Below are 26,606 nucleotides of genomic sequence, written 5' to 3' on the forward strand. Positions count from 1 at the left end.
AAGCCGAAATAATTAAATTTCAAATACCACCTAACCCAAAATTTTCCGGCAAATCACTCCCCTATTTTCCCTCTTCCTTCTTCCTTTTCCCGTCTTTCCTCTTCCTGATGACTAATGACTAATGACAACTGCCAACCCTTCTACTGCGCTCATGGCAAGCTGTCAACTGTCAACTGTCAACTGCCCACTGTCAACTGTCAACAGCCCACTGTCAACTGTCAACTGTTATTATGTCTGACTCATTATTTACCGATGCCAGCCGCCCATTAGAACGAGCCTTAAAATATGTGTCCCTTTCCGAGGATGCGATCGAGCGACTCAAATATCCCAAATCCAGTTTAATTGTATCAATTCCCGTGCGGATGGACGACGGTTCGCTGCGAATTTTCCAAGGTTATCGGGTGCGCTATGACGATACCAGAGGCCCGTCAAAAGGAGGAGTGCGCTACCACCCGAAAGTATCCCTCGATGAAGTGCAATCCTTGGCATTTTGGATGACTTTTAAATGTGCAGTTCTCAACTTACCATTCGGAGGAGGAAAGGGCGGAATCACTGTCAATCCCAAAGAATTGTCCAAACTCGAATTAGAAAGGTTGAGCCGGGGTTACGTGGATGCGATCGCAGATTTCATCGGCCCAGATGTCGATATTCCCGCACCGGATGTCTACACCAATCCCATGATTATGGGTTGGATGATGGATCAGTACAGTATTATTAAGCGACAGCTCAGTCCGGCGGTGGTGACAGGTAAACCAGTCACAATCGGCGGCAGTTTGGGTCGAGATACCGCCACCGCAACGGGTGCTTTTTTTGTGATTCAAACTCTCCTACCCAAATATAACCGAATTCCCGAAGACACAACTGTAGCCGTCCAAGGTTTCGGAAATGCCGGGGCCGAATTAGCACAATTGCTCTGGAAAGCAGGTTACCAAGTTGTGGCAGTCAGCGATTCCCAAGGGGGAATTTATGCGAAACAAGGGCTGGACATTCCCAGCATCCGCCGCTTCAAAGAAGCTAACAAAGGTATCAAAGCTATTTACTGCGAAGGTTCTGTCTGCAATATTATCGAACACGAAATCTTGACAAACGAGCAACTTTTAGCATTAGATGTAGACGTGCTAATTCCAGCAGCGTTGGAGAATCAAATTACTGAAGAAAATGTCAGTGATATCAAAGCAAAGTTGATATTTGAAGTGGCTAACGGGCCGATTAGTTCGGCTGCTGATTTGATTTTGGAAGCGCGGGGAATTCAGGTAATCCCTGATATTTTAGTCAATGCCGGTGGCGTAACGGTTAGTTATTTTGAGTGGGTGCAAAATCGCAGCGGACTTTATTGGACGCTGGAGGAAGTTAACGGGCGGTTGCACCACAAAATGGTCGAAGAAACTGAGGCAATTTGGAAAAAATCTCAGGAATTGTCGGTTTGTATGAGAACTGCGGCATACGTGTACGGTTTGCACCGACTCGGAGAAGCGATGAATGCGAAGGGAACTAGGGATTATTACGTAAACGGTTGACGGAAGTTGGAACGGACGAAGGAACAGGCTTCTAGTCTGTTCCACAAAAAAAGATTAAATATGGTTGTGGAACGAAGGAAGGCACAGCGTCGAAGCCTGTTCCACAAACAAAAAGATTAAATATGGTTGTGGAACTAACCAAGGCACAGGCTATAACAGGCAGGTAGTTATTGAAAAATAGCTGGGCAGCGATTGACTAATATTATTTAATACTGTAGAGTTAACTGTTAAAGGTCGCAAAATTTAATAACTAAATGCGACAAGGGGTCTCCTGTTAGCTCGATCGGGTTTAACAGGGGAGAACGTAAAAAAACTGTCATTGATTAAAACTATATAGGCTACCCCATGAGACAAGCATTATTTGGCACGGCCGCGGCCGCGATCGTCATAGGTACATCGGCTGTTTTCTTGCAGCCGGGCCAAGCTCAAACCAGAAATCAATTCTTCTGCGGGATTAGCGAAGGCAAACCCGCAACCATAGTCCGCACGGCCGCTAAAGGCCCCGTACCCCTGATAGTTTGGAACAACGAAGCTTTCTCAGCTTCCGGGTGGACTCCCAAGCGGCGCTGCGAAGACGTATCGGCTAGATTCCAGCGGTTTAACGACAACGGACAGCTCAACTTCATGAGAGCGGGGACTTTCAACGGTCAACAAGTATTGTGCGTCGATCGATCCAGAGGCAGCGGCAACTGTTCGAGTCCCGAAGCAGTAGTGCTGACAGTACCCCGGCCCAACAATGCCAACCAGATTCTCGAAGAAATGCTCAACACGCGCAACCGCGCCTCCAAGCAGCCGCTTTACCTGAGCGGGGAAAAGCAACTGGTAACATACGAAAATGGCTTTGCTAACGTCAATCTCAACCTATTGTTTGAAAACGAACCACCAGACAACGAGCGTTTGTGGTAAAAGTAGCAAAGAAACTGCGAGCTAAACAAACATGGATTGGCGTTCACTAATCTTGGCAACTTGTATCAGCGGCATCTCAATGGTGCTGCCGGCACAACTTCTGCCTGCCAAAAATTCCTTAAAACAACTGCCAGTCGAAATGTCACAACAGCGATTGCAGCAGCAAGCTGAGTCTATAGCTGTCAGGGTGCGATCGTCTGGACAAGTTGCAGGAACGGGAATCGCCATTCGCAAGCAGGGCTCGCAGTACACCGTACTGACCAACGAACACGTCCTCAAAGCCGGGAAAGCTCCCTACCAAATCCAAACTCCAGACAATAAAATTTACCCTGCAACCTTCGTCAAAGACGCTAATTTTAAAGGCAACGATTTAGCATTGTTGCGCTTTAGTAGCAGCGCTGAATACACGACAGCCAAGCCGGGTGCTGTGCCGAAAGTTGGGGATGAAGTATTTGCAGGCGGTTTTCCTTTTACAGAAGAAGGTTTAAAAGACCGAGGATTTGTGTTCAAAACCGGCAAAGTTTGGCGGGTGCTCGACAAAGCTTTGGAAGGCGGCTATCAAATTGGTTACACCAATGATATAGAAAAAGGCATGAGCGGTGGCCCGCTGCTGAACTCTCGCGGCGAGCTGGTGGGCGTTAACGGCGTCCATGCTTACCCGCTGTGGGGAGACCCCTATCAGTATAAAGACGGCACTGAACCGAATGCAGCGCTGCGGGAGGAGATGAGCAAGTACAGTTGGGGAATTCCGATCGACACTTTTAAGCAGCTAGCACCTTCAGGGCTGGAAATGACAACCAATTCTCTGAAAAAATAGGCGCGATCGAGTGTGCGATATTTCGTGCTTTGGCTTGGCGGAAACGATCGCACGATCGAAAATGAAAATATCTACAAACCCGCCCTACGATTGCTTAAACTAAACTAATAATTGGACAATGACGAAATTTTATAGCAGAATTTCAACAACATTGGTAGGGGCGGTGGCGATCGTCTCAGTGCAAATTCTGGCAGCAACAGCACTAGAACGAACCGAGATCGGGGAAATTGCCAAAAAGTTTACGGTAATGATCGCTGGCGATTGCCAGGGATCGGGATCGATAATTGAGCGTCAAGGTGAAAATTACACAGTCCTCACTGCCAATCACGTCGTAGCAACGACTGGTGAATGCTTTATTCAAACTGGCGACGGGATGCGCTACAAAATCTACGAAGCCATAAACGTGCCGGGAACAGATTTAGCAGTGTTGCAGTTCCAAAGTAAGAATAACTACGGAGTCGCTCAAACTGCGACCTCTGCAAATTTGCAGCCAGGGGCAACAGTTTATGTAGCAGGCTATCCCAGTCCCGGACAATTTGATACCAAACGCGGCTACCGCTTTTACCCTGTCAACGTCAACGGTAGAGCCCCCGGTTCTCGTGAAGGTTACGAACTATCCTACGACGGCGCCTCTCTCCCCGGCATGAGCGGCGGCCCGGTTGTCGATAGCAACGGCCGTTTGGTGGCAACTCACGGCAAAGCTGATGTGCGGCTTCAACAGGCTGTAGAGAATTACGGCGTTCCTTTTGAGATATTTCTGGCGAGACGGGGCCAAACAGTTAGTGACGCTCGATCGACCTCAGCCCAGAACCCGCCCGTGCAAATAGCACCCCCACCGCCCATAAAGCCCGCACCAGCACCCGCACCAGCACCAGCACCCGCACCAGCACCAGCACCCGCACCAGCACCAGCACCCGCCCCACAGCCGGAAGCACCGCCGCAGGCTTTAGCGCCAGAACCGGAACGCATTGCAGTGAGGGAAGTGCAATCGCCTGCGGAGTCGGCAATTAGTTCGATGGTTCGCGGCCAGCAAACCTATGTTGTTCGCAACCGCGATTTTCTCAATTCTGTGGCGTCGATCGCCAAAAGCTTTAGTATTTTATTGCCACAGGATTACAACTTTGCAATTCGCACCACTACCAGAGGTGCTTTTCACTACGCAATACCTAAGTCTGCGGACAGCAAAGCTTATGTGGGAGCGATTTTCTTGGAGGAAAACGCCAGTTTAAGCAATCCGGCGACTGTCTCGATTGTCTGCGAAGCAACAACAGCAATCAATGTTCGCCCTTCCGATCCGACTTACGGCAGAAATAATTTAGCTTGCGGTGTGGGTACCGAACGCAAGACTGCTAGCAGTTTGCCGCAGCAAAACGTAGTAACCCAGCCTGCACCTGAACCCGCAGCCAGGCCTGTACAGGCTCCCGCAGCCCGAGCAAATCCACCTCAAACCAGAGCAGCAGGGCCGATCGGGTTTTTGAGCTTGGTGAATGTTTGCAACACTTACGACCTCAGCGGTCAAACTCCCCACCAAGAGCGAGCATTAGAGTGGTTGCAGGGCAGAATTCCCGCCCAAACCATGGATAAATTTGCCCAAGAGTGGCGCACTCAATTGATAGCAAGAGCCGGTAACAAACCGATAAATTTGGTGGATGTTTGCAAAGTGTACGATCGCGCAGGCCTCCACCCCCACCAAAATCGAGCTTTGGAATGGTTGCAACAGCAAATTCCGAAGGAAACGCTGACTGATTTCGGCAAAAAATGGCAAAATCAAGCAGGTTCGTAGTGAGGACTTTAGTCCTATCTCATCTTAGAAAATAAGGACTGAAGTCCTTACTACAAACCAGTTCGTAGTGAGGACTTTAGTCCTATCTCATCTTAGAAAATAAGGACTGAAGTCCTGACTATAAAAAACGTAATTAGTTAATTTCCAAGGAATTCATCATAGCTTCAGCCGTTTTCAAATACTCCGAATACTCGGATTTTTCCGCCGTGTAAGTAATCACGTAAGCTTTATTATTAATCAACGTCCAAGTTAGCATTTTTTTTGTATTAGTTTGTCCGTCTTTATCATCAAAAACTACAGTATAACCTCGATTGTTAGCCACAGTTTTAGAATTTTCTTCTAAAATCTTAACATCTGTAAAATTATTTTTAATTTGAGCGAGAGACAACTTATTGTACTCATCTAGAGACATTGGTTTTTGTTGTAAATCTTCGATGCTGATAGTAATTTGTTCTTGATAAGAATCGGCAGCGGTCTTTTTGGGTGAAATGAATACAACCACATCGTTAATCACTGGGTTTTGCAACTCTTGTTTTTCCCACTTTTCAGGATATTTGATTTTAAAATTATGGGCGGAACTTTGATAAGTTAATAAATTTTCCGAGTGAGTTTTAGAGAAATTTTGCATTGCGAAGGCGGAAGCTGCGATCGCCCCTGCAACTCCCGTCCCAATGACAACCTGCTTCCACCCCAAAGCAAATCTAGGATTTCTCCGCGAGGGAGATGGCGAACCCTCGACCATTTTAGCCAAACGCTGTAACAAAATTTGCGTATCTTTCGGGCGCCCGTTCGGGAAATGAGCCATTAAATCGTCAAGCAAATCGGCTAGCGGCTTCGATGCTTGAGTCGCCAAAGTGCGCCAAATCAATTTCCCCGATCGCACATCTTCCTGCAAATTTTTCGGTTCTTGAGCCGTCAGCAAATACACAAAAGTCCGGCCCAAAGCAAAAAAATCAGAACGCGGCTCAGCTTTGCCCTTTTTTTGTTCTTCGGGAGTGTAACCCGCTGAAGAAATTCGAGTTACTTCTCCAGTTGCTCTCTGAATAGTTTCTGTAACTTCCCGCACCGCCCCAAAATCAACTAATACTAATTTTCCACTCGACCGGCGCATGATATTCGGCGGCTTAATATCCCGGTGAAAATAATTTTGATTGTGAACGAGATTCAAGATTTCCGTCAGTTGTGTCAACCAGTCAATAGCTAGGTGCGAGTCGATAGGTCGATAACTCTCACTTTCCAACCACTGCTGCAAATTCTTACCTTCAACTTTCTCCATCACCAGACAGTGCAAGGAGTTGGTAGTATCATTAGGCTTGAAAGTAAAATAGCCGTCAGATTCCACTGCCGGAAGTCCCGGATGCCTCAGCCTCTGCAAAACGTTAGCTTCTTTCTGGAAAAGTTCTACCCCTTTAGGTTCGATATAAGTTAGAACTTTTAAAACTTTCCGAGTCCCGTCTCTATCTCTGACTTCAAAAGTTTTGCCAAAGCCTCCTTGTCCCAAAACAATAGTCACCCGATAGCGTTCGTCTATTAACAACTTTGAGCCGCAGCTTTGGCAAAAGTTGATAGTCGGAGGATTTTCTGGATGGCGGCAGTTAGGATTAATGCAGTAGCTCATGGTAGGGAGGAATTAGCTTGGTAGAGATAGTATCTAGTGCCAAAGCAGCTTCCTGAAAGCTATCCAAATAGGGATAGCTGGGAATTAGTGCGGTGCTTGTCAGCATTGATTATTAAACATGATATAACATTACTCATGTTTTGAATACTCAATTCTCGCAAAATCTAAAATCAAAAATCTCAAACCTAAAATCCTATGACAGGTTACACCCACAAAAAAACAAACTTAATCGCCAGCCCCTATTTAGAAATCGACTATCAAGGCGAAGTGGTACGCTTGGAACTGACAAAGACTGAACACGCACTGGGGCGAGCTCCCGACAAAGCTGACTTGCTGGTTCCTCAAGATTGGGAGAAGCTGTCGAGATGTCAAGCGATTTTGCGCCAAGAAGGAGAGGACTACCGCATCTATGACGGCGATGGCGTCAAACCCAGCACTGGCGGGTTATTTGTACTTCCTGCTGAAACTCCTGTAACTCCCGATAGAGGCTGCATTTTGCAGCACGGAATCGAGTTGCGCGTCGGTAAAGATTTGAGAAATCCGGTGCGGGTGACTTATTTCAATCCTGCAAGTCCGGCGCTGGCTGTTTTGCGTTCGCGGGAGTCTGTGTCTCTGAGAAATCGATCGGTAGTCTTGGGGCGCGATCGCAATTCTACGCTAGAGTTAAATTCGCCGATCGTCTCCCGCAGCCATTGTACGATCGATGCCAACAAACGCGGAGAATACATACTCACAGACAACAACAGCGCTAACGGCGTTTTTATTAACGGCCAGCGCATCAAAAAATCAGCCGTTTTAACCGAAGGTGCAAAAATTCGCATCGGCCCTTTCCTGCTAATTTATCAAAACGAAGAAATAACCGTCCTCGATCCGGGAAATCCGATCCGCTTGGAAGCAATTAACTTAGTCCGGCCTTTTGTTAACGATATTTCCCTAACCATTGAACCCGGACAATTAGTGGCGCTAGTCGGAGGCAGCGGCGCGGGAAAATCCACATTAATGCGGACTTTGCTGGGGATTGAAACCACAACTCGCGGCGCAGTTTACGTCAACGGCGAGGAATTGCGAAAAAACTTTGCATCCTACAGTTCTTTAATCGGTTATGTGCCGCAAGATGATGTGGTTCACGGCGAATTGACAGTCGAAGAAGCCCTGACTTACGCAATTAAATTGCGACTGCCGCCGGATACTGATGTCGAGCAAGTTTTGACAAAGACGCTGGCAGATATTGATATGTCGCACAAGCGGAATATTTTGGTCAAAAAACTCAGCGGCGGCCAGAGAAAGCGGGTGAGTATCGGCGTGGAATTGCTGGCAGATCCGAAGTTGTTTTTTTTGGACGAACCGACTTCGGGATTAGATCCGGGGTTGGATAAAACGATGATGGAACTGCTGCGAAATTTGGCAAATAAAGGGCGGACGGTGGTTTTGGTAACGCACGCTACTGCAAATGTCAATTTGTGCGATCGGCTAGTTTTTCTCGGCCGCAACGGCTACCTTTGCTACTTCGGCCCGCCAGCAGATGCCGCCAACTTCTTTGGAGTAGGTCAAGCCGACTTTTCCAAGATTTACAACCAGCTAGAAACCAGCGAAACAGTTATCAAAGAATGGGCGAACAAATATCGCAATTCCGCTTATTACCAGCGCTACATTGCCGCGCCCCTGAGTCCCAAAGCACCGCAAAAACAAGCTCCACCCGCGAAACTTCCCCAACCCGCCAGAGTCTCCCCAATTAAACAACTTTTATTGCTCGCCCATCGCTATTTTCAGCTAACTTTACGCGACCCAGTTAACGTTGGTTTGGGACTGTTAACTGCTGCCGTTTGCCCGATTTTGCTAGCGGGAATCAAAGATATAGAACCGCTGGTAACAGGCAAAGCAGATGACCCAGCCCTGGCTTTTTTAGCGCTGCGAATTTTGTTTGTATTTACATCAGCAGCTATTTGGGTAGGTTTGTCAAGTTCTTTGCAAGAAATTGTCAAAGAATCTGCGGTTTACCAGCGAGAAAGATTGGTCAATTTAGGTTTGTTGCCCTATGTTGGTTCCAAGTTTGTAGTGCTGGCGGGATTGGCTTTGCTGCAAACGCTGCTGATGACCGCAGTAATTTTAATTGGCTTTAAACAGCCGTCACCGGATGCAATTTATTGGCCGCTGGGTTTAGCAATTACTACGTTTTTAACGCTGCTGGCCAGTATGAGTTTGGGATTGATGGTATCGGCATTTGTGAAAAATGGCAGTCAAGCCAACAGTGCTTTGCCTTTGCTGTTAGTGCCGCAGATTATTTTTTCGGGAGTGTTGTTCAGTCTCGGAAGTTTGTTTAAAATCGAGAAAATCGGTCAGTATATTTCGTGGTTGACGGTCAGCCGGTGGTCTGTGGGTGCTTACGGCAGCTTGGTTAACGTGAATGCGATGGTGCCGAAGCCGATCGAATTACCCGATCGTACAATCCTACCGCAGTTATTCGAGAAAAGCGCAGTCTACGAACCGACGTGGCAAAACTTGGCTTTGAATTGGGGAATTTTAGGTTTGCACGCCGCAGTTTATTTAACCGTAACTTTGTTATTGCAAAAGCGGAAAGATGTTTTCAAATAAGTAGGAAATCTGGCTACGGAGACTACGCGAAAACCAGAGCTACGCGAAAACCGGCGAACGGGGAGCGAAGGCCCACAAAACCCACGGCACGATAGGCACTGCGGCAAGTGAGCGCAGTATCGAACCAGGAACCGCCACGCACCACTCGACCATCCCTTATGCCGCCAGTTTCCCAGGAACTTCCGTCAGTTGGCGCACCGTTACAGTCTTCGTGCCACGTATCGCTGCACCACTCCCAAACATTGCCGTGCATATCGCACAGTCCAAAGGCATTGGGGGGAAAACTCCCGACATCGGTTGTTTCTTGGCGCGAAAGTCCTGTGGGGGCGTTTGCGTAGGGCCCGTATCCGTTATAGTTGACTAAATCCGGGGTTATGGTTTCCCCAAAATGAAATGGGGTTGTTGTACCCGCACGACAGGCGTATTCCCATTCTGCTTCACTCAGGAGGCGATATTTTTTCCCAGTTTTTTGCCCGAGTTTGCCGCAGAATTCTACCGCATCATCCCACGATACATTTTGTACAGGACGTTTTTCACCTTGGAAATGGGATGGGTTGTTTCCCATCACTGCTTGCCACTGTGCTTGGGTGATGGAGTATTTGCCTGCAAAAAAAGCTGGTACTGTGACTTGATGCTGGTGACTTTGCTGATAATTTACTCCCTCTTCGTCGTTGGGGCAACCCATGATAAATGTGCCGCCGGGGATGTAAACCATTTCCAGTACGATTTGATTACCTAAGTCTTCAGAAAAAAAGTGAGCAAACGACTTTCTGCGGCTGTTTTCTTTTCCATACGCATCGACTGTGATGACATCAAACTCAAATATAGGAGAATAGTTTTGTAAATGTTGTTGAATATTTTCCTCATTTCTATCTTTCAGCAGTGAATAGGCAGCAAATTTCACCTGCATTGATTCATCCTGCAAAGCTTGAACTATCAAATCTAAGCCTGCTTCTCCATATTTAGTGGCTTCGGAGAGTGCGGCGATTCTAACTTCGACAGCGGGCGAGGCCAAGCGGCTTTTAACGCCGGGAATGCCTCCAAGCACCGCAGCATTGACAGGAATTAAATTTTGACCGCCCTTGACTGCATCGTATTCTCTAGGTTCATTTTGATTGTCTGACATGATTTCAACCAAGGACTTTTGCTAGTTGATCCGGCTGCAATAGAGGCATCGCGAGTAATTCCTCAACTGAGAAAGGTTGCGCTTGAGGAATTTCCGCTTCAGCATCCATGAGCTCTTTCATTTTATCAAAAATCAAAACGGCTTCTGTTTCTTGGTCAGTTAGTCGATCGTAAAAATAAGGTATGGAGAACCAATGCTCAAAAGCAATCTCTAACAAACCGTTAGTTGCTAATTGCACTTGCCAGTACCGAGAATATCTGCCATCAATTATCTCAAATAACGGGGCTGGATTCTCTAGAGGATAATAAGTATAGCGCTCATCGCAAATATAGTACCCTAAATTTCCTTCCCATTCCGAGATAGCATAGACAGTATACTCTTTCCCGACTATCAATTTAAATTCAGTTTCTTTGGTGATGTCTAGCGGTGGATTTAGGTAATTTTCCGGCAGGTCTGCTCCTTTGTTGGCAATGCAGCGAATTTTCATACTATATTAACCTCACTGGTTTTTAGGTGCGATCAACTTATATCTGTAAAGTACGCCGAGGCGCACTTTACAGATATTGCACGTAGCAGTTTCTGCAACCGCAAGTTAATCTACCAGTTCATCTAAGGAAAGCTTTAAGAGGTCGCACAATGCTTTCGTCTGTTCTAGATACAGCTTTGGAATATGTCGGCCTGCTTCCCAATTTTTCACCGTCGTTACAGTGACGCTCAATTGATCGGCAACTTGCTGCTGCGTCAAAGACAGCGATTGCCGTCGCTGTTTGAGTTTTTCCCCCACACTACTCATTCACTGTACCGATTTCAGAATTTCTATGGTTAACTTGACTTAACCCAAAATTGTCCGTAGTATGAGAGGAGAACATCGCGTTCGTCAGAAAGCCAGTGCATCCCGGCTACCAACCTATCAGCACTGGCTCTGGCTCCCATACATATGGAGACAAGTTAATTATGCCTTACAAAGAACGACTTTACCCTTGGGTTATGGTTCGTTTGCTGCCCAAAATGCAGCGTGTGACAGTTGGTCAGTTTCGCACTCGATCGGATGCGGACGGTCATCTAGAGATTCTCCGTCGCTTGGTTCCGGGCGCGAAATTCGTGGTGATATTTAACCCCGACTTGCTAGAGTCCCAGCAACCTGACACTTGCTACAGAACATTCGATCGCTAATTCTCAAAAAAAAAAATCCCCAAAACCAGGGGATTTCTCATATTCAAGCTAAAGCTAAATCTACTTAGTCTCAGGCATCAAACACTTGTCAGAATCGCAGCCAGCCGGCCCAGAATCCATCATTTCACCCATGTCATAGCGCCTCAAAGCTACGTGGAAAACCTCAGTTTCGCGGCGCGATAAAGCCTCTGCTACCATCTTGGTGTAAGTTTCCTTGTTTATCGGTTCAAAGGGCAAACGCGGGAATGTTTCAAGAGCATCAAACCTGGCTAACAAAGCTGCGGAAATGTAGCCTTCGTCATCGCGAATCGCTTCGTAAATCCGAGTACCCAAACTTTCAACTTCATTTTCACGCAGCTCAATCGTCGCCGAAGTGTTGTGTCTGACATAGAACTTTTGCACCTGCATATAAAAGTCCATTTGTGCGGCCGCCGAGAACTTGTTAATGTCAATTTCATCGGCTCCCGGCAAGTCAGCCCAACTTACAGCAACGGGTATTTCTACCAGCCATTCCGTACAGCGTTCATCGAAGGGATTGTTGAGCAAATTGCCGTTTTCATCTTTGTCAGATTGAGACGGAATCACGTTGTATCCGTAGTCGATGCAGGCGAGGGCTACGGGGTCGCTCTTGCGGAAAGTGATTCGGCGAATAAAACGCTGGGCTTTGGGCGGATGCCAGCCCGGAGAAGCACCTGTGAGCAGAGATTTAGTACCCGATGGTTGCACGGTTGTGCAGCGATTTGGGCGTTTTAAGGAATGGCGATCGCAATAATCCCAAACTACCCGATTCACAATCTCCCGCCAACCAGTCAAATACTCTTCTTCCCGTTGTTTAAACGCTATTCCCTGGGGAGTTTGCGGGCGGCCTTCCACCCACCAGCGCAGCCACTCCACGCCGAAAGCGTGAACGAAGAAATCGAACAATCCAGTAAATGATACGCCGACGATCGGGTCTAATTCGCGGCTGTATTGATAGCGAGGTTCGAGGAATTTGTGATTGAGAAGTACCGCGACAGATAAACCTGCGGCAGTGAAAGCTTCTTCTTGTTCTTTGAAGTTGTAAGGGTCGATTTGATTGAGGTGAACCTCCGAAAGGTTGCAGTGAAAATTCGAGCCGATGATTTCCAGTTATGTTACCCTAAAGGCTTTTTATCCTCTAGTTCTACTGCTTGATTTTTCGCAGTAGCTCCGCGTACCTTTTGCGCGTATTCCCTCAAATAATAGAGGAGTTCCTTTCTGCTACATGGCTTACCTGTAACAATCTGAGATATTGTTCTGATATCCAGAATGTTATTTTCTTTTTGTATTGAGTCATGTAAAGGTTGAAAAAGCTCTTTTAGGTTATTCAACTTTACAGATAAGAGGGCTTCATAATTATCCAAGGCAAAAGTATGAGCTAATGTTTGAATATCAGAATTAGTTGTTGAAGTTTTTCCATGCTGCGATTGGACAGAGCAATTTTTTGAACAAAAACGACGCTTGGATACTTTGTGTTGTATAACTTCAAAACTGTTCTGACAAAATTCACAAGTAAGAATAAATCTAGGTACTAACGCACCTGTTTTCTTTCCTTTTCGTGACTCATGGTATGCTTTTCGCTTGGGACTATTGAGAAACTTCTCTTTGAAACTAGGGTCGGCAAATCTTGCATTCGCCTTAGCTTTGATTTTGGCTTTGGTACTTTCAGATTGAGTAACACCATACATAGGGTTTCTCTTTCCGAAATTATCCATGCCTCTTACCTTGGCCTGGGATTTCCATTCCTGTTTCAAATGCTCAAATACAAAAGGAGTATCCTTGATGAGTTGTCTTAAGCCCTTTTCTTGAATAATCGTAACTTTTGCATTGTACTCAGACTCAAAACGCTGAATTTTTGGCAAGTCACTTTGATAATTAAAAGTGCCTTTAATTTCGACATACTCACCATTTTCAAGAAGGAAGTCTGGTTTGTACCGAACTTCATTCGAGAGTAAATAAGTTTTATGTTCGTATGTCCAGCCAATTTTCATGTAGTCCAGGTATTTCGCGTAAATGTACTCAAGGCTTGACCTTAAACAATGCTCACCGTAGAAACCTGAGTAGCCATAGAAGGTGCTTGTCATACGCGCCCCCACACTCTTGGAGAGATTATATTCTAGATTGCTTTTTTCATTGTAATCTAGTTTCACTCTCTACGCTGTACGGTGTCAGAAGCTTTTTATTTCTTCTGATTACCACGGGATTAGCATTTCAGCTTTCCCCGTATTTGCGAGGTTTTTAACGTGAGGCAAAATTACTTACCACACGGGTTTAAGCCCAAACGGACTGACCGATGCTCTAATTCTTCCGCAGTCATATTAGGATGACGTTCCTGCAACCACTGTTTAGCTTTTCCTTCATCGTAAGCTTTCAAAAACTCAAGCTTAAGACTCGGTGTTGAAATTAAGTCAACGTTAGCTCTAGCTACGGCTTCGCCCGCCCACTGAATCGCACCTTCGCCGCTATAATACTGTTGGCGAACGGCATCAATACATTCTTCCCGCGTTGGTTTATGATGAAAAACGCGAGAGTGATTTGCCATTCTCAAAGCATCTCGCTCGGGGTCAATTTTCCAGTTGCCACTTTCATCTTGTTGCCACAGATTGTTTTTAGCATTTGCGCCCAGTTCATCACTAGAATCAAACTGACGAATCCCTGCTGAGCGCCTAATATTGCCGGCGACGATTGTGACCGCAGCTTCGTCAATCAATACGCAACATTCAACTGAATTTAATTGCCGCCCTTGAGCTTTATTTAAAATTGCGGCGCACCGCTGATAAAGGTCGGGCAATTTCACCGGATTTGCTACTCCGCCAAAGCCTTTTAAAGGTTCTCCCACCGGGCGAACGTCGCTCAAATCGATGAAGATTTGAGCTGCTCCGGCAAATCTTTCATCTGTGGATAATTCCAGCAAAGCTTGATAGGATTTTACCCAACCTTGGCGGGAATCTCCGACATAAATAGTGGCGGTTTTTTCGTCTATTTTTACTTCGGTTTCTTGGCGGCGTTCTAAAGCGGGTGTAGATCCGATCGCACCTTGCACTGTCACGGTTAAGCGGTTGCGGATCGGGGGCAGTTGGTTGATGTATTTTGGTTCCAAGACTGCGCCTGTGCCGCAGCCCATCATTGCCAAATCCATCAACAAACCAAAGGCTTGCCAGTCGATGATATTTGTTGAGGAGCAATTGTATGCGCCGGAAAAGTTCTCTGGTTGTTCGATCCATTTGCTGCCGCCCACCCACAGCCAGCGGCCTGAAGCGAGGGTTTTGAGCTCGTTTTGCATCCGGTGCAGCAGTTGTGTTTCTTCCGGGGTGAGGTTTCCCAGCTTTTGTAGACCCTTGACGGTTCGATCGCACACTTCGGCCCAAGTCTCCCGCCCTGTCTCGGTACGACGGCTGTACGTCCTGAAAAATACTGGATTGGCTGCGGGTGCTGTTTCGGGGAAATCGGACAGGTGGCGTTTCTCGCGGGCACTCGATCGCTCTAATTCTCGAACCATAGGTTGTGTACTGACGTGTCGGAATATATCAACAGACTATGAATATACAACAGGATTCAGATTTAGGGTGAAAGCTTGACAAATTTGACAATTTGCACTAAATATGGGGCTTCGTACTCGGGGAGATCGATCGGGCGATCGCTACAGCCATTACACGGTGTAAGTTCCGTTTAAGGCGAGGCGATCGATAACGCTATTTTGAATCTCATCCGAGAATTCGGGAAACGGCTTTATCGCATGACTACTCTCTTTGCTTCCGCGCTTGAAAATGGAAATTATAATTCGAGAGTTAATCACTTATCACTTATCACTTATTAGACATCTTCCAAAAAGGCTGTGAAGAACAGGCTGGACGGCCTGTTCCACAATAATTATGGGAGATGTCTATTACTTATTATTACTTTATCAATCAACGTGTCCGGTTAGTATCAAGACTAATAGTGTAAACCACCAAACGATCGGTCTGATTAATATTGATATCGGCACGATTAGAATGAAACCTGCAAATCTCGACCCAACCCTGGGTGTTTGCATAAAGTGCAAACCGAGTGCCGCTGCAATTAGAATGGCTACTACCCAATTCAAAATAGGTGTTATATTATCCCAATCAATTTCGGTAATATTTCCGAAGAGATTGGCTAATGGATTGGTTAAAAAAAGCCAAATTCGATCGAAGTCTGTTAAGCCCAGAGAATTTTCTATCCAGAGATCGGCTTGACCGGGTTTGTGGCGGTAGTCATTAGAACCGCCGCATTGAAACGATTGTTCGCTGTATCTAATATTACACTGCGGTACTTCAAAGGGTTCTACCTTAAATTCAATCTCAAGCGATCGACCTTTCAGGTTCGTTCTACATCGATTGATGTTATTGGAGGCATCTTTCCAATCGCATGAAAAAGAATGTCCGGACACGATCGTCATTCGATGACCTTCACGAAGGGCTAACTCAGAGCTAGACCCTTCGCCAATTCTCAATTCTGCAACTGCTCCAGCTACAGAAATCGGCCCGCCCCAAAACATGATGCCGATCGCAATAATTAGGCAATAAGCGGCGATCGCAAAGGGAGAGTGTGGCAACCTTTTTTTTAGATTCATGATTCGAGTTCAATTTTAAGGAAAATAACTTTAATGAGTTGTTAAAAACTCAATATTTGGCAACAGGGGGTCTTGAACAACCCCCACACCGTTAAATCCCCAACGTTCGAGCAGCTTTTTGACAGAAGAACCAGAAATCGATTCTACCCCGAATCGATCGGCAACATCAGCAGCGTGGGCATTGAGATAACTCAAAGCGTCATAGTCTTCGCGGAACATCAGCAGGTAACTCACCGCCGAATCTGGATTGGGACAAGCGCTGATATATTTGCCGTCAGCACGAGAACGCAGCAAGTAAAAAACTTGGGATAACATTTTATCTTTTTCGTCAAAATAATAGATTAACTCAAATTGGGAATCGGGAATCGGGAATTGGGAATCGGGAATTGGGAATTGGGAATTGGGAATTGGGAATGGGGAATGGGGAATTGCAGTGCGAACTTCTAGCTCGCACTGCAATTGCACTGGGAAATAATTATAACTGCTCAACCGGACTCGATCGTCGCTCGGACTCGACAATCTAAATCAAAGTTAGCGCCAAACCTTTAAATCCCCTGCCGTCGCCAATTTGACCCACGATCGCAGCCCGACCTGTTGTCAAATTAATATTGTACAAGCTGGAAACTCCGCCAACATCGATCGCAGCCAAAGCCGTCTCGTTACCGCCAACACTCCTGACATCAAAGCCGAGAACGGTACCAGCATCAATTCCCAAAGGCCCGATCGTATTTAACACTCCATTATTCGGCGGATCTTGGCGCACCAAAACATCTAAATTGGTGTCAATTGCAAATAGTGTCGTCGAAGCTGCCCCTGCAAAGTTATTCACATACGCAGCCCCAGCAGCCGCGCCGGGATTGCCAAAATTGCGATCGCCCGTAGCATAAGCCAAATTCCCGTCGAGTTGAATTCCCCCCGTCAGCGTGTCAAAATCGACAATTGCCCCCGTATCCGGGTTGAGGCGGGCGTTTTGACCGGCTTGATTGACAAACCGAATTCGATCGACTGTGGGATTGAAATCAAAACCCGCAGCCCCCGGAGTCAGCCCAACAGCAAACTGCCCGCTACTGACTTGAGTTGCAGCCCCAGTCACCGGATCGATCGCGTACAAGCGATTGCTAGAACCCACGCCGTAAAGCAAACCGTTAGCGGGGCGAAAATCAATCCCCAGCAAACTTTCTCCCGGCTGCAACCCCGTAACTGCCACATCGCTGAGAATCGCCCGCGGTGCCGCCTCGTTAAAACCGACAATTGTTTCGGCGCCATTTCTGACAGTTAAGGCGTAAGCTGTAGGCAAAGGCAAAGCCAAACCGTTAATCTGTCTTCCGTCGCCAATTTGACCCGCCAAGGAAGCTTGACCGGTCGTCAAATTGATATTGTACAAGCCCGAAACGCCCCCGACTTCCAGTGCAGCCACCGCGACATCGCGGCCGCCAATACTCCTGATATCAAAGCCGAGAACGCTAGTAGCATCAACTCCCAAAGGCCCGATCGAATTCAACACTCCATTATTCGGCGGATCTTGCCTTACCAAAACGTCTGAATTGCTGTCAATTACAAACAGCGTTGTCGAAGTTGACCCGGCAAAATTGTTAGTATACGCAGCCCCTACACCCGCTGGTGAACTTCCAAAATTGCGATCGCCCGCCCGGTAAGCCAAATTCCCGTCGAGTTGAATTCCCCCCGCCAGCGTGTCAGCATCCACAATTGCCCCCGTATCCGGGTTGAGGCGGGCGTTTTGACCGGCTTGATTGACAAACCGAATTCGATCGACTGTCGGATTGAAATCAAAACCCGCAGCCCCCGGAGTTAGAGGAACAGCAAACTGCCCGTTACCGACTGGACTTGCTTCCCCCGTTTTCGGATTGACAGTATACAAGCGATTGCTAGAACCGACACCGTAAAGCACACCGTTAGCGGGGCGATAATCAATTCCCAGCAAACTTTCTCCCGCTTGCAATCCAGTCACGGGCAAATCTGAGATCACACTTCCCGGATTGGAAAGACTAAAACCAACAATCCGATTAGCAGGAGTTAAAGCATAAGCCGTTGTCCTCGCTGGAGGCGGGGGGTTGGGAACAACGCTGCTAATATTATTAGTGAAACTTGCCTGGTTAATCGCACTTTGTCTCACCCCTTGGAGAGTAGCGAGAAATTCTCCTGTTACGCGGTCTTGAATAACAGTATTGTTTCCAGCTTCCAGAATATTCAAGTCGCTAAAACTGAGACCTCCGGCCAAACCGATTAAATCTGTACCGACTGCAAAATCGGCGATCGTGTCCGCATTTGCCAAACTAACACCGCCGCTGGTACGGAAAGGGTCAGCCTCAGCGTAGCGCCTCAAAACAAATACGTCTGCCCCGTCGCCGCCTATGAGGAGATCGGTATCTCGATCGCCGGACAAAACATCATTGCCGGAGTTTCCCGATATGATATCGCTGCCTTTCCCGCCCACTAAAAAATCGTTACCTTCTCCGCCGTTAATAGTATCGTTATCTAAATCTCCAAAAATCGAATCTTGACCAGAATTGCCATCAATTAAATCGTTTTGTTTGCCACCAAAAATGCTGTCATTTCCCGAGTTTCCCGCAATAGTGTCATTGCCTGCAAAACCAAAAATAGTGTCATTTTCTGGAGTTCCTGCTAGCAAGTCTGCTTGTGCGGTTCCTCTAATTTCTGCCACGATCTAATCCCCTATAAAATTGACAACAACTCAGTCCCATAAATGCGGCTTGATTCTCAGCTTCAAGCATCAAATATTCGCACTGTCAGAATAGTTTGAGCACTCTAGAAATCTCCAAAAAAGCAATTTCTGGGGAGGCTGGATGCCTGCACCACAAAAATTATTGCAGAAGTCTACTATTAGTATACGCTGAATTTATAATTTTGGATCTGTACCTTGATAAATTACTTTTCAATACCATCTCATCTATGACTATAGCGGTTCTCAGATAGAGGTATGCAGAAACCCTGTATTGTCAAGCTTTCCAGGTCAAAATTTATACTCACGTTTTTGAGAAAGGCTATAAAGCCCCTGTCATACTGCATCTGGATTTGCGCGATTGGCTTTTCCCAACCTCGAAAAAATATTCATAAAGACTGATAACTAATGACTAAATCTACCTGAGAAAGGCTATATATTCTCAAGCTACAGATTTTCCCGTACCCACTCTCTAAAGGCTTGGATTGTTTGGCTACTGCCCGAAACTTGACTTTGCTGAGCGTAACGATTCACTAACTCTATAATGGGGACATCTGGAAAAGTGGGACTAGAATCTGACTCTACATATTGTCCCCCTTGCAACACATTAATTTGTAGCCCTCGTCGTGCGTAGCGCCAAAGTTCTGGCACTCCTAGAATTTGATAATTATCCAACTGAGTGCGAGAGGTGAGGTCAATTTCTATGGCTAAGTCCGGCGGCGGATCGATACTCATATCCAGGCGATTTTTACCGATAATCGCCGTTTGATTTTGAATGTAAAAACAGGTATCGGGTTCAACGGCTTGAGTCATGCGTTCATTTTTCAAAGTTGTCGAACCCAAGGACTCATAATTAATGCCTCGTTCGCTCAATAAAATTTTTACCATATCGCCAATAATTTCCTTAGCTTTTTCATGTTCGGGCAGGGGAACCATAATTTCTAACCGTCCGTTACTGTAGGAAAGTCTAGAAGTGCGACGCTCTCCCAATTCGGTTAAGATATTTTCCAATTGCTGCCAGCTAACTTCCTCAAGGAGTAATTGCTGACCTGGTTGAATCCTTAATTGTCTTAACTCCAATAGCATAATTGTTAGTCCCTAGTTTGGCGCATATTTGAAAGTGACTGGGGTATTTATGAAATACATTTAGGATGAATTCTGAATGTTCATAGCCAGTAAAAGGCTGAATGTAATTGACTATTGAAGATTTTCCAACTTAATTCGAGGGTCAACCGCCTTGAGCAGCAAATCTGCCAACAAATTTCCCACAATCAACATAGTAGCGCCCACCATCAAACTTGCCATTACTAAATACAAATCTTGATTGGTCACAGCCTCCAAAGTCAGCTTACCCAAACCAGGCCAATTAAAGAAATATTCAGCAATAAACGCACCGCTCAACAAACTAGCAAACTCAAAACCTAATAGCGTAATCAACGGATTGACAGCATTCCGCAAAGCATGAATGTAAATTACTCGATCGTCCGGCAAACCTTTAGCCCGTGCTGTTCGGATATAATCTTGACGCAGCACGTCCAACAATTGTCCGCGCATCAATCTTTGCAAACCAGCAAAACCAGTAAGGCTGAGGGCGACTGTTGGCAAAATTAAGTGCCAGCCGTAATCGAGGATTTGACCCCACCAAGGTAAGTCCGCGTGGTCGATGCTTGTCATTCCTCCGACGGGGAAAAGAGGCGAAGTATTCTGAGCAAAAAATAGCAGCAGCAAAGCTGTGATAAAGCTGGGAAATCCTTGTCCGGTGTAGCTGACTACTTGCAAAACCCGATCGACTGTGCGGTTTTGATTGACAGCCGCGACAATTCCCAAAGGAAGTGCGATCGCCCAAGTTACAATCAAAGAGGCGATCGCCATCAACAGTGTCGCCGGTACTCTTTCCCACAGCAGCGACGCCACGGATCGCTGATACACAAAACTCGTACCAAAATTCCCCCGCGTCACAATTTGTTTCAGCCACAGCCCATACTGGACAATCGCTGGTTTATCCAAGCCGAACTGCTGTTCGAGTTGCTTGAGTGTCTCCGGCGAAATCTTCGGATTTTGGCTTAAAGTATCCAAGTAATTTCCCGGTGCGAGTTCAATAATTGCAAAACAAAGAGCCGATGCTAAAAATAGGGTTAAAAGTGCCTGTAACAGTCGCTTGACAACATAGGTAAATGTCTCGCTGCCAAATATAGAACTCAAGATTCGCCAATTTCGATTTAACTTAATAGAAGTCATTAGTTATTAGTCCTTAGTCAGTAGTCATTAGTCAGTAGTCATTAGTCATTAGTTATTAGTCCTTAGTCCTTAGTCCTTAGTCCTTAGTTAGCAGTCCTTAGTCATTAGTTACTAAGCTTAAAAAAATAGCGGGAATTTTTGAAACTGTTAAAATCATTGTGGGGTGGGCATCCTGCGCCAAAAATATGAAATTTTAAGGTCGAACAGGTTAGTCATTAGTTAGTAGTGCATGACTAAAGCCCAAAAATGGTTGACGCGCTACTTATAGGGGCAAGGTGCGCACTGCGCACCCTACAGATAGAGGTTCTTCGTCCAGGATTGTAGTCAGCAGTCATTAGTCTTTACCTAATAACTAATGACTAATGACTAATGACTAATGACTAATGACTAATGACTGATGACTAATACTCAACTAGCGTGACGATCGGCACATCTGGCAATTTCTGCCTGCCGCCCAAAGCCTGCAATTCAATGATAAAAGCAAAACCGACAAGCTCGCAGCCCGCTTGCTGCAACAACTGAGCCGTTGCTGCGGCTGTTCCGCCAGTGGCGATTAAATCGTCCACAACCAGCACCCGGCTGCCGGCTGTCATCGCATCTCGGTGCATCTCCAGTCGATCGACACCATACTCCAACTCGTACTCCGCAAAATAAACTTCCGCAGGCAGTTTCCCCGGCTTGCGGACAGGAATAAAGCCCACTCCCATTTTATAAGCCAAAGGCGCGCCAAAGATGAAGCCGCGGGATTCCATGCCCACCACATAGTCAGCAGACATTGCAGAGCATTTTTCGGCTAAGCTGTCAACGGTGTAGCTCAGCCCTTGCGGGTTGCTGAGCAAAGTTGTAATGTCTCGAAACATAATTCCCGGCTTCGGGAAATCAGGAATGTCGCGAATCAGAGATTTGAGATCCATAAGCTTGCCGATCGGCGTTGAGGGTAACGAGGCATCAAAAATGGTACAATGATAACCTCAAAATTTAAAATTTTAAAATAAAATTCAAACTAAGAACTTCTTAAATTTTTATTCTTTAATTGCTTAATGCTTTACGTACTATGTAAACAAATGTCATAATTTCCTAACAACAGGGTTGAATATCAAGATTTGTCACCCTATGATCTAAAGTCAAAAATATAATATCTAAAATCCAATGATCAAGTTGGCAGCACGAGTGGGTGAGGTTCCTCCTTCCATAACCTTGGCGATCGCAGCTAAGGCTAAAGCCATGAAGGCCGAAGGGATTGATGTCTGTAGTTTGAGTACGGGAGAACCCGACTTTGATACCCCGGAACACATTAAAGCGGCGGCAAAGCAAGCTTTAGACGCGGGGAAGACTAAGTACGGCCCTGTGGCTGGGGAACCGCTGTTAAAAGCTGCGATCGCCCGCAAACTCCGCGATGAGAACAATCTCAACTATCAACCGGAAAATATCATTGTCACCAACGGCGGCAAGCATTCGCTCTACAATCTGATGATGGCTCTGATCGAGCCTGGAGATGAAGTAATTATTCCGTCTCCCTACTGGCTAAGCTACCCAGAAATGGTCAAACTCGCCAGCGGCAAGCCCGTAATTGTACGGACAGATGCTTCTACAGGATATAAAATTACACCGGAACAACTGAGTGGGGCGATTACTCCGAAAACCAAGTTATTTGTGCTGAATTCGCCTTCTAACCCGACGGGAATGGTGTACACTCCGGCGGAAATCAAAGCGCTGGCCGAGGTGATAGTCGATCGAGATATCTTAGTCGTTTCGGACGAGATTTACGAAAAAATCATATATGACGGCGCGCAACACGTCAGCATCGGTTCCCTGGGCAAGGAAATCTTCGATCGCACGGTAATCAGCAGCGGTTTTGCCAAAGGCTACTCAATGACAGGCTGGCGCATTGGCTATTTAGCCGGGCCGATCGAAATAATTAAAGCCACCAGCACCATTCAAGGCCACAGTACGTCAAACGTGTGTACCTTTGCACAGTACGGCGCGATCGCAGCTTTGGAAAGCAGCCAAGAGTCTGTCGAAACCATGCGCCTCGCTTTTGCCGATCGGCGTGAGGTAATATTTGAATTGCTCGATGCTATCCCCGGAATTAGCTGCATCAAACCAGACGGCGCTTTCTATATGTTTGTCAACATCAGCAAAACAGGAATGAATTCTCTGGAATTTTCCGATGCTTTCTTAGAACAGCAGCAAGTAGCAGTCATTCCCGGCATTGCTTTTGGCGCAGACGACCACATTCGCTTGTCTTACGCCACCGATTTAGGCACAATTAAAAAAGCCGTAGAAAGGCTCGATAAATTTGTCCGCAGCATCTAAAAATTAGTCATTAGTCATTAGTCATTAGTCATTAGTTATCGGTAGCAACTGACTAACTGTTGACTGTTGACTGTTGACTGCTGACTGTTGACTGTTGACTATTGACAGCGTTAACTGTTAACTGTTAACTACTGACCAATGCCCAATGCCCAATGCCCTGTTTGGCCAATGCCCAAATGCCCAATGCCCAATGCCCAATGCCCTGTTTGGCCAATGCCCAATGCCCTGTTTGACTAATGACTAAAGCTGTTTGGTCATAATCTCTTTGAGCAAATCCAGCCCCTTCTTAACTCGCCGAGAAACAGTCACCGCGCTGATACCCAAGCGTTCAGCCGTTTCCTTCTGCGTCAAATCGTAGAGAAAAACAAACTCCAATATCTCGCGAGTCCGTTTTTCCAACATCGCCAAAGCTTGCTGTACGCGAATTTGATCCTCTTGGGCTAACTGAAAACTCCGATACTTGCTATCGGGCACCAATTCTCCAAGACTTGTCGCCCCCTCATTTTCATCTTGCACCGGCGCGTCCAAACTCAGAGGCGATCGGTTGAGATGGGCCAACTTAATTTCTCGCCATTCTTCTACAGAAACCTCAAGCACTGCTGCTACTTCAGCATCTGTAGGCTTGCGGTTGAACTGCACCTGCAAATCCTTGATTGCTGCGACAGATTTGCGCTCCAGGGCCAGCCAGTGGCGCGGAACTCGCACAGAAGGGCTTTTGTCCCGCAAGTAGTGCTGAATTTCGCCCCGAATGTAGGGAATTGCAAAGGAACTAAAAGCGTGTCCCTTCGACATATCAAATCGCTCGATCGCCCTAATCAACCCTATGCACCCCACTTGCAGCAAATCGTCGTAGCCTTCACCGCACTGGTTGAGCCAGTGGTAAACTTCTTTTCTCACAAGTCCAATATTCAGTTGAACTAACTGATTGCGGACTTCATTCGATCCAGAATGTTGGTACTCGCGCAACAACTGTAAATTTTCGCTTTTTAGCTCGTTCGGGGCTGTGGTAGACATGGTGGCATAAGGGTTGGTAGAGCAGAGGACTGATGTTGCTTTAGAGCTAGTTTCCAATCTAGCCTAAAAAAATCATTTTGATTGTGGTGTAATCCTAGCACTTCATCAGTGTGACAGCCGACACACAAGTTTAATTTTGGGGCTGCACAGCGATTTGGCGCGGTCATCGAAAAATATTTAGTAAAATCCTTCATTCAGTTGACAGTTGACAGTTGACAGTTGACTTCGGAGTGCGACCTCTACCTGGAAGTCCGAGGATTGGAGTAATGAATAGTCTGATTTTAATTTCTCCCTAAAAGGTGGAGGCTTTAAACCAATTCTTTCTGGTAATTTTACGGAGTTTTTTTCACACCACATTATAAGCCAAAAGCTGTTTAAATGCAAGATTTTAATTAATTTAAAATCTCACTTAATAAGTCGTAACTCATAACACTTAAATCATAAATTTAGTCATTAGTCAACAGTCTTAAGTGATCTTGCTCGAGACTGTTGGCTAATGAAGGGCGAGCAGTAGCTTTAGGGCAAAAAACTGCTCAAATTTGATCGCACCAGAAAACCAATTTTAGGACACAGAAGGCTCAATGCGAGCGTAAAACAAACCGCGAATTTTCACGTCCAGAGCGGGTCTAGCTCCCAAATCAGTATCAGAAGGCTGCGTGCTCTCAAAAATCCCACCGATTTCGCCAGTGGCGCTGTTGACTTTAGCAACTTGGAGAGAAATTTTGCCCGCCTTGGCGCGGGTGTCAGCCAGCTTAACATTAGACCGTTTCAGTTTGGAATTGTCAGTTGCCGGAAGCGCTACAGCATTGTCGTAGCCCGTGGATACACCGCGACCTTTAGGGTCTAAAAAGCCTGCGCTGCGGTAAGAAGGAACGTTAAACTCCCCTTTCAAATCCGTAGAAGTATTGATAGCAACTACTCCGGGTTCGGAACTTGCCACGAGTTCTTTAATGGTGAACAAGAAAGGTACTTGCTCCCCGCCTGGTAACTGAATCGTAATTGCTTGAAAGTCCAAGCCGTCCTCTTCTTTAAAAGTCAGAGTCCCGTCAGTACCGACCTTGAGCGTACCTTGAACTTGGTCAATGCTCGACGTGAACCGCGTCAGCAATTTACCAGGCACAAATTCTGCCTCTTGGCGTTTGTTTGCAGGTTCTTCCTTCACAAAATAAGTTGTGGGCTGCAAACACATACCAGTCAGTTTATAGGTGCCGCCCGCTTCGATCGCGATCGCTCCCCGAGAAGTTTCTGCCAAGCTAGGGCAGTTATTAGCCAATCCCGTACCTCTAATCTCGTCGTAGGTGAGCAACTCGGTAGTAGCCACCGTCGTGTCAGGAGCAGAAGAACAAGCAACCAGCGCACTCATGCAAAATGCTAAAAGTGCAACAATTAAAGCACGATATTTCATTCCCAACCTCAATATCCAACATCGGATTATATTAAGAAAAAGCCCTAGTTCGAGCAAAATATAATTGCCCGCCGGCAGGCTAGGCCAGCGCCATAGCAGCATTTAGATCCAGAGCGCTCGCTTCACCGACACCGGCTTTGACTCAAAAAATCTTGCGCAGTGCAGTGAAAATAAGCCAGAACTTTTGATTTCTCAAAAAATTCGGATCGCAGCCCAATACACATGGTACGACGGGTTGTGCTCTTTTCCTGACTTGGATTGCAAATTAATATTGCTTAAGGCAACCACTTAAGTTACGTTGCTTATTGGCCCCAAATGCCGATCGCCACTAGCTCGATTAGTCGGCTGACACCAGCGGCTGGGGAAAAACGGCTTGTAGATTTCAAAGGAAGCAGCGGTATGGACAACGGCAAAAATTTAGAGTCAGAAAAGTTGCAGTCTCAACTGCAATCGCTGACTGAGGCGATTCGGACTTTAGCCGAAAGTTGTCAGGGAGACAGCGTGTTGCTTTTGACCCTGCTGCGGGGGCTGGAAGCTTCGCACCAGGAAATTCGGGACGGTTTGTTTCAAGCGTCTTTTCCCGACAATCGCCAAGCACTTTACAAACTGCTCAGGAATATTGAAGCCAATGGCGGCTGGCCTTACATCCACCGCATGAAACTTCGATCACTCTTGGGGTACGCCCAACAATTATCTCCCCTAGAAGATGATCCCGCCGAGTCCCCTCAAGACTCGGCCGAAACAAAGCAAAACCACCTTAAATAATCATGAGTTTTGAGTGGGTTAGT

At 46.4% G+C, this 26,606-nt stretch carries 24 protein-coding genes; 8 read left to right on the forward strand and 16 right to left on the reverse strand.

Annotated features, from left to right (window positions below):
• Positions 1–230: 230 nt before the first annotated feature.
• From QUB68_RS21520 to QUB68_RS21535, 4 genes are all read left to right on the forward strand, one after another.
• The gene (locus QUB68_RS21520; RefSeq protein WP_332996236.1) at positions 231–1,517 is read left to right on the forward strand and encodes a Glu/Leu/Phe/Val family dehydrogenase; all 1,287 of its coding nucleotides are present in this window, start codon (positions 231–233) and stop codon (positions 1,515–1,517) included.
• Between the two features lie 345 nt (positions 1,518–1,862).
• Positions 1,863–2,423, forward strand: a complete 561-nt coding sequence (locus QUB68_RS21525; RefSeq protein WP_332996237.1) for a COP23 domain-containing protein — start codon at positions 1,863–1,865, stop codon at positions 2,421–2,423.
• Positions 2,424–2,454: 31 nt separating this feature from the next.
• Positions 2,455–3,240: a S1 family peptidase gene (locus QUB68_RS21530; protein ID WP_332996239.1), complete on the forward strand. Its 786-nt coding sequence runs from the start codon at positions 2,455–2,457 to the stop codon at positions 3,238–3,240.
• 118 nt (positions 3,241–3,358) lie between these two features.
• Positions 3,359–5,023, forward strand: a complete 1,665-nt coding sequence (locus QUB68_RS21535; RefSeq protein WP_332996242.1) for a trypsin-like peptidase domain-containing protein — start codon at positions 3,359–3,361, stop codon at positions 5,021–5,023.
• Positions 5,024–5,156: 133 nt separating this feature from the next.
• Here QUB68_RS21535 and QUB68_RS21540 read toward each other — a convergent pair whose 3' ends face one another.
• Both QUB68_RS21540 and QUB68_RS21545 read right to left on the reverse strand, forming a co-directional pair.
• The gene (locus tag QUB68_RS21540) at positions 5,157–6,641 is read right to left on the reverse strand and encodes a serine/threonine-protein kinase (protein WP_332996244.1); all 1,485 of its coding nucleotides are present in this window, start codon (positions 6,639–6,641) and stop codon (positions 5,157–5,159) included.
• Complete coding sequence (locus tag QUB68_RS21545) at positions 6,625–6,747, reverse strand: hypothetical protein (RefSeq protein ID WP_332996246.1); 123 nt, start codon at positions 6,745–6,747, stop codon at positions 6,625–6,627. Before QUB68_RS21545 ends, QUB68_RS21540 begins: the two co-directional genes overlap by 17 nt.
• Positions 6,748–6,836: 89 nt before the next feature.
• Between QUB68_RS21545 and QUB68_RS21550 the strand changes: the two genes are divergently transcribed.
• Positions 6,837–9,233, forward strand: a complete 2,397-nt coding sequence (locus QUB68_RS21550) for an ATP-binding cassette domain-containing protein (protein WP_332996248.1) — start codon at positions 6,837–6,839, stop codon at positions 9,231–9,233.
• A gap of 22 nt (positions 9,234–9,255) precedes the next feature.
• Here the strand turns inward: QUB68_RS21550 and QUB68_RS21555 are convergent, their stop codons facing one another.
• From QUB68_RS21555 to QUB68_RS21565, 3 genes are all read right to left on the reverse strand, one after another.
• The gene (locus QUB68_RS21555) at positions 9,256–10,359 is read right to left on the reverse strand and encodes a formylglycine-generating enzyme family protein (protein ID WP_332996250.1); all 1,104 of its coding nucleotides are present in this window, start codon (positions 10,357–10,359) and stop codon (positions 9,256–9,258) included.
• A 4-nt stretch (positions 10,360–10,363) separates the two neighbouring features.
• Positions 10,364–10,846: a hypothetical protein gene (locus tag QUB68_RS21560; RefSeq protein WP_332996252.1), complete on the reverse strand. Its 483-nt coding sequence runs from the start codon at positions 10,844–10,846 to the stop codon at positions 10,364–10,366.
• 105 nt (positions 10,847–10,951) lie between these two features.
• Positions 10,952–11,152 (reverse strand): helix-turn-helix transcriptional regulator, encoded by a 201-nt coding sequence (locus tag QUB68_RS21565; RefSeq protein WP_332996254.1) that lies wholly within the window; start codon positions 11,150–11,152, stop codon positions 10,952–10,954.
• A gap of 161 nt (positions 11,153–11,313) precedes the next feature.
• Between QUB68_RS21565 and QUB68_RS21570 the strand changes: the two genes are divergently transcribed.
• Positions 11,314–11,532, forward strand: coding sequence for a hypothetical protein (locus QUB68_RS21570; protein WP_332996256.1), 219 nt, complete (start codon positions 11,314–11,316; stop codon positions 11,530–11,532).
• A gap of 60 nt (positions 11,533–11,592) precedes the next feature.
• Here the strand turns inward: QUB68_RS21570 and nrdJ (QUB68_RS21575) are convergent, their stop codons facing one another.
• From nrdJ (QUB68_RS21575) to QUB68_RS21615, 9 genes are all read right to left on the reverse strand, one after another.
• Positions 11,593–12,660: a ribonucleoside-triphosphate reductase, adenosylcobalamin-dependent gene (gene nrdJ / locus QUB68_RS21575; protein WP_332996421.1), complete on the reverse strand. Its 1,068-nt coding sequence runs from the start codon at positions 12,658–12,660 to the stop codon at positions 11,593–11,595.
• Between the two features lie 5 nt (positions 12,661–12,665).
• Positions 12,666–13,700 carry a hypothetical protein gene (locus QUB68_RS21580; RefSeq protein WP_332996258.1) on the reverse strand — a complete coding sequence of 345 codons (1,035 nt, stop codon included), beginning with the start codon at positions 13,698–13,700 and terminating at the stop codon, positions 12,666–12,668.
• A 104-nt stretch (positions 13,701–13,804) separates the two neighbouring features.
• Positions 13,805–15,049, reverse strand: coding sequence for a ribonucleoside-triphosphate reductase, adenosylcobalamin-dependent (gene nrdJ / locus QUB68_RS21585; protein WP_332996260.1), 1,245 nt, complete (start codon positions 15,047–15,049; stop codon positions 13,805–13,807).
• Positions 15,050–15,454: 405 nt separating this feature from the next.
• Entirely contained in the window at positions 15,455–16,144 is a 690-nt protein-coding gene (locus QUB68_RS21590) for a hypothetical protein (protein WP_332996261.1), read from the reverse strand.
• Between the two features lie 30 nt (positions 16,145–16,174).
• Positions 16,175–16,459, reverse strand: a complete 285-nt coding sequence (locus QUB68_RS21595) for a hypothetical protein (RefSeq protein WP_332996423.1) — start codon at positions 16,457–16,459, stop codon at positions 16,175–16,177.
• 205 nt (positions 16,460–16,664) lie between these two features.
• Positions 16,665–18,827 (reverse strand): DUF4394 domain-containing protein, encoded by a 2,163-nt coding sequence (locus QUB68_RS21600; protein WP_332996262.1) that lies wholly within the window; start codon positions 18,825–18,827, stop codon positions 16,665–16,667.
• Positions 18,828–19,292: 465 nt separating this feature from the next.
• Positions 19,293–19,931, reverse strand: a complete 639-nt coding sequence (locus tag QUB68_RS21605) for a Uma2 family endonuclease (protein ID WP_332996264.1) — start codon at positions 19,929–19,931, stop codon at positions 19,293–19,295.
• A gap of 111 nt (positions 19,932–20,042) precedes the next feature.
• Positions 20,043–21,083, reverse strand: coding sequence for an ABC transporter permease (locus QUB68_RS21610; RefSeq protein ID WP_332996266.1), 1,041 nt, complete (start codon positions 21,081–21,083; stop codon positions 20,043–20,045).
• 401 nt (positions 21,084–21,484) lie between these two features.
• Positions 21,485–21,997 carry an adenine phosphoribosyltransferase gene (locus QUB68_RS21615; protein WP_332996268.1) on the reverse strand — a complete coding sequence of 171 codons (513 nt, stop codon included), beginning with the start codon at positions 21,995–21,997 and terminating at the stop codon, positions 21,485–21,487.
• A gap of 235 nt (positions 21,998–22,232) precedes the next feature.
• Here QUB68_RS21615 and QUB68_RS21620 point away from each other — a divergent pair, with 235 nt between their 5' ends.
• Positions 22,233–23,399 carry a pyridoxal phosphate-dependent aminotransferase gene (locus tag QUB68_RS21620; protein ID WP_332996270.1) on the forward strand — a complete coding sequence of 389 codons (1,167 nt, stop codon included), beginning with the start codon at positions 22,233–22,235 and terminating at the stop codon, positions 23,397–23,399.
• 240 nt (positions 23,400–23,639) lie between these two features.
• On the opposite strand, the gene QUB68_RS21625 is transcribed toward QUB68_RS21620, so the two are convergent.
• Both QUB68_RS21625 and QUB68_RS21630 read right to left on the reverse strand, forming a co-directional pair.
• Positions 23,640–24,413 (reverse strand): RNA polymerase sigma factor SigF, encoded by a 774-nt coding sequence (locus QUB68_RS21625; RefSeq protein WP_332996272.1) that lies wholly within the window; start codon positions 24,411–24,413, stop codon positions 23,640–23,642.
• 562 nt (positions 24,414–24,975) lie between these two features.
• On the reverse strand, positions 24,976–25,818 hold the full coding sequence (locus tag QUB68_RS21630; RefSeq protein WP_332996274.1) for a photosystem II manganese-stabilizing polypeptide: 843 nt from the start codon (positions 25,816–25,818) through the stop codon (positions 24,976–24,978).
• Between the two features lie 315 nt (positions 25,819–26,133).
• Between QUB68_RS21630 and QUB68_RS21635 the strand changes: the two genes are divergently transcribed.
• Positions 26,134–26,583, forward strand: a complete 450-nt coding sequence (locus QUB68_RS21635) for a hypothetical protein (RefSeq protein WP_332996276.1) — start codon at positions 26,134–26,136, stop codon at positions 26,581–26,583.
• Positions 26,584–26,606: the final 23 nt, after the last annotated feature.

Origin of the sequence: Microcoleus sp. A006_D1 (assembly GCF_036702805.1) — a bacterium.
Taxonomy (GTDB): domain Bacteria; phylum Cyanobacteriota; class Cyanobacteriia; order Cyanobacteriales; family Microcoleaceae; genus Microcoleus.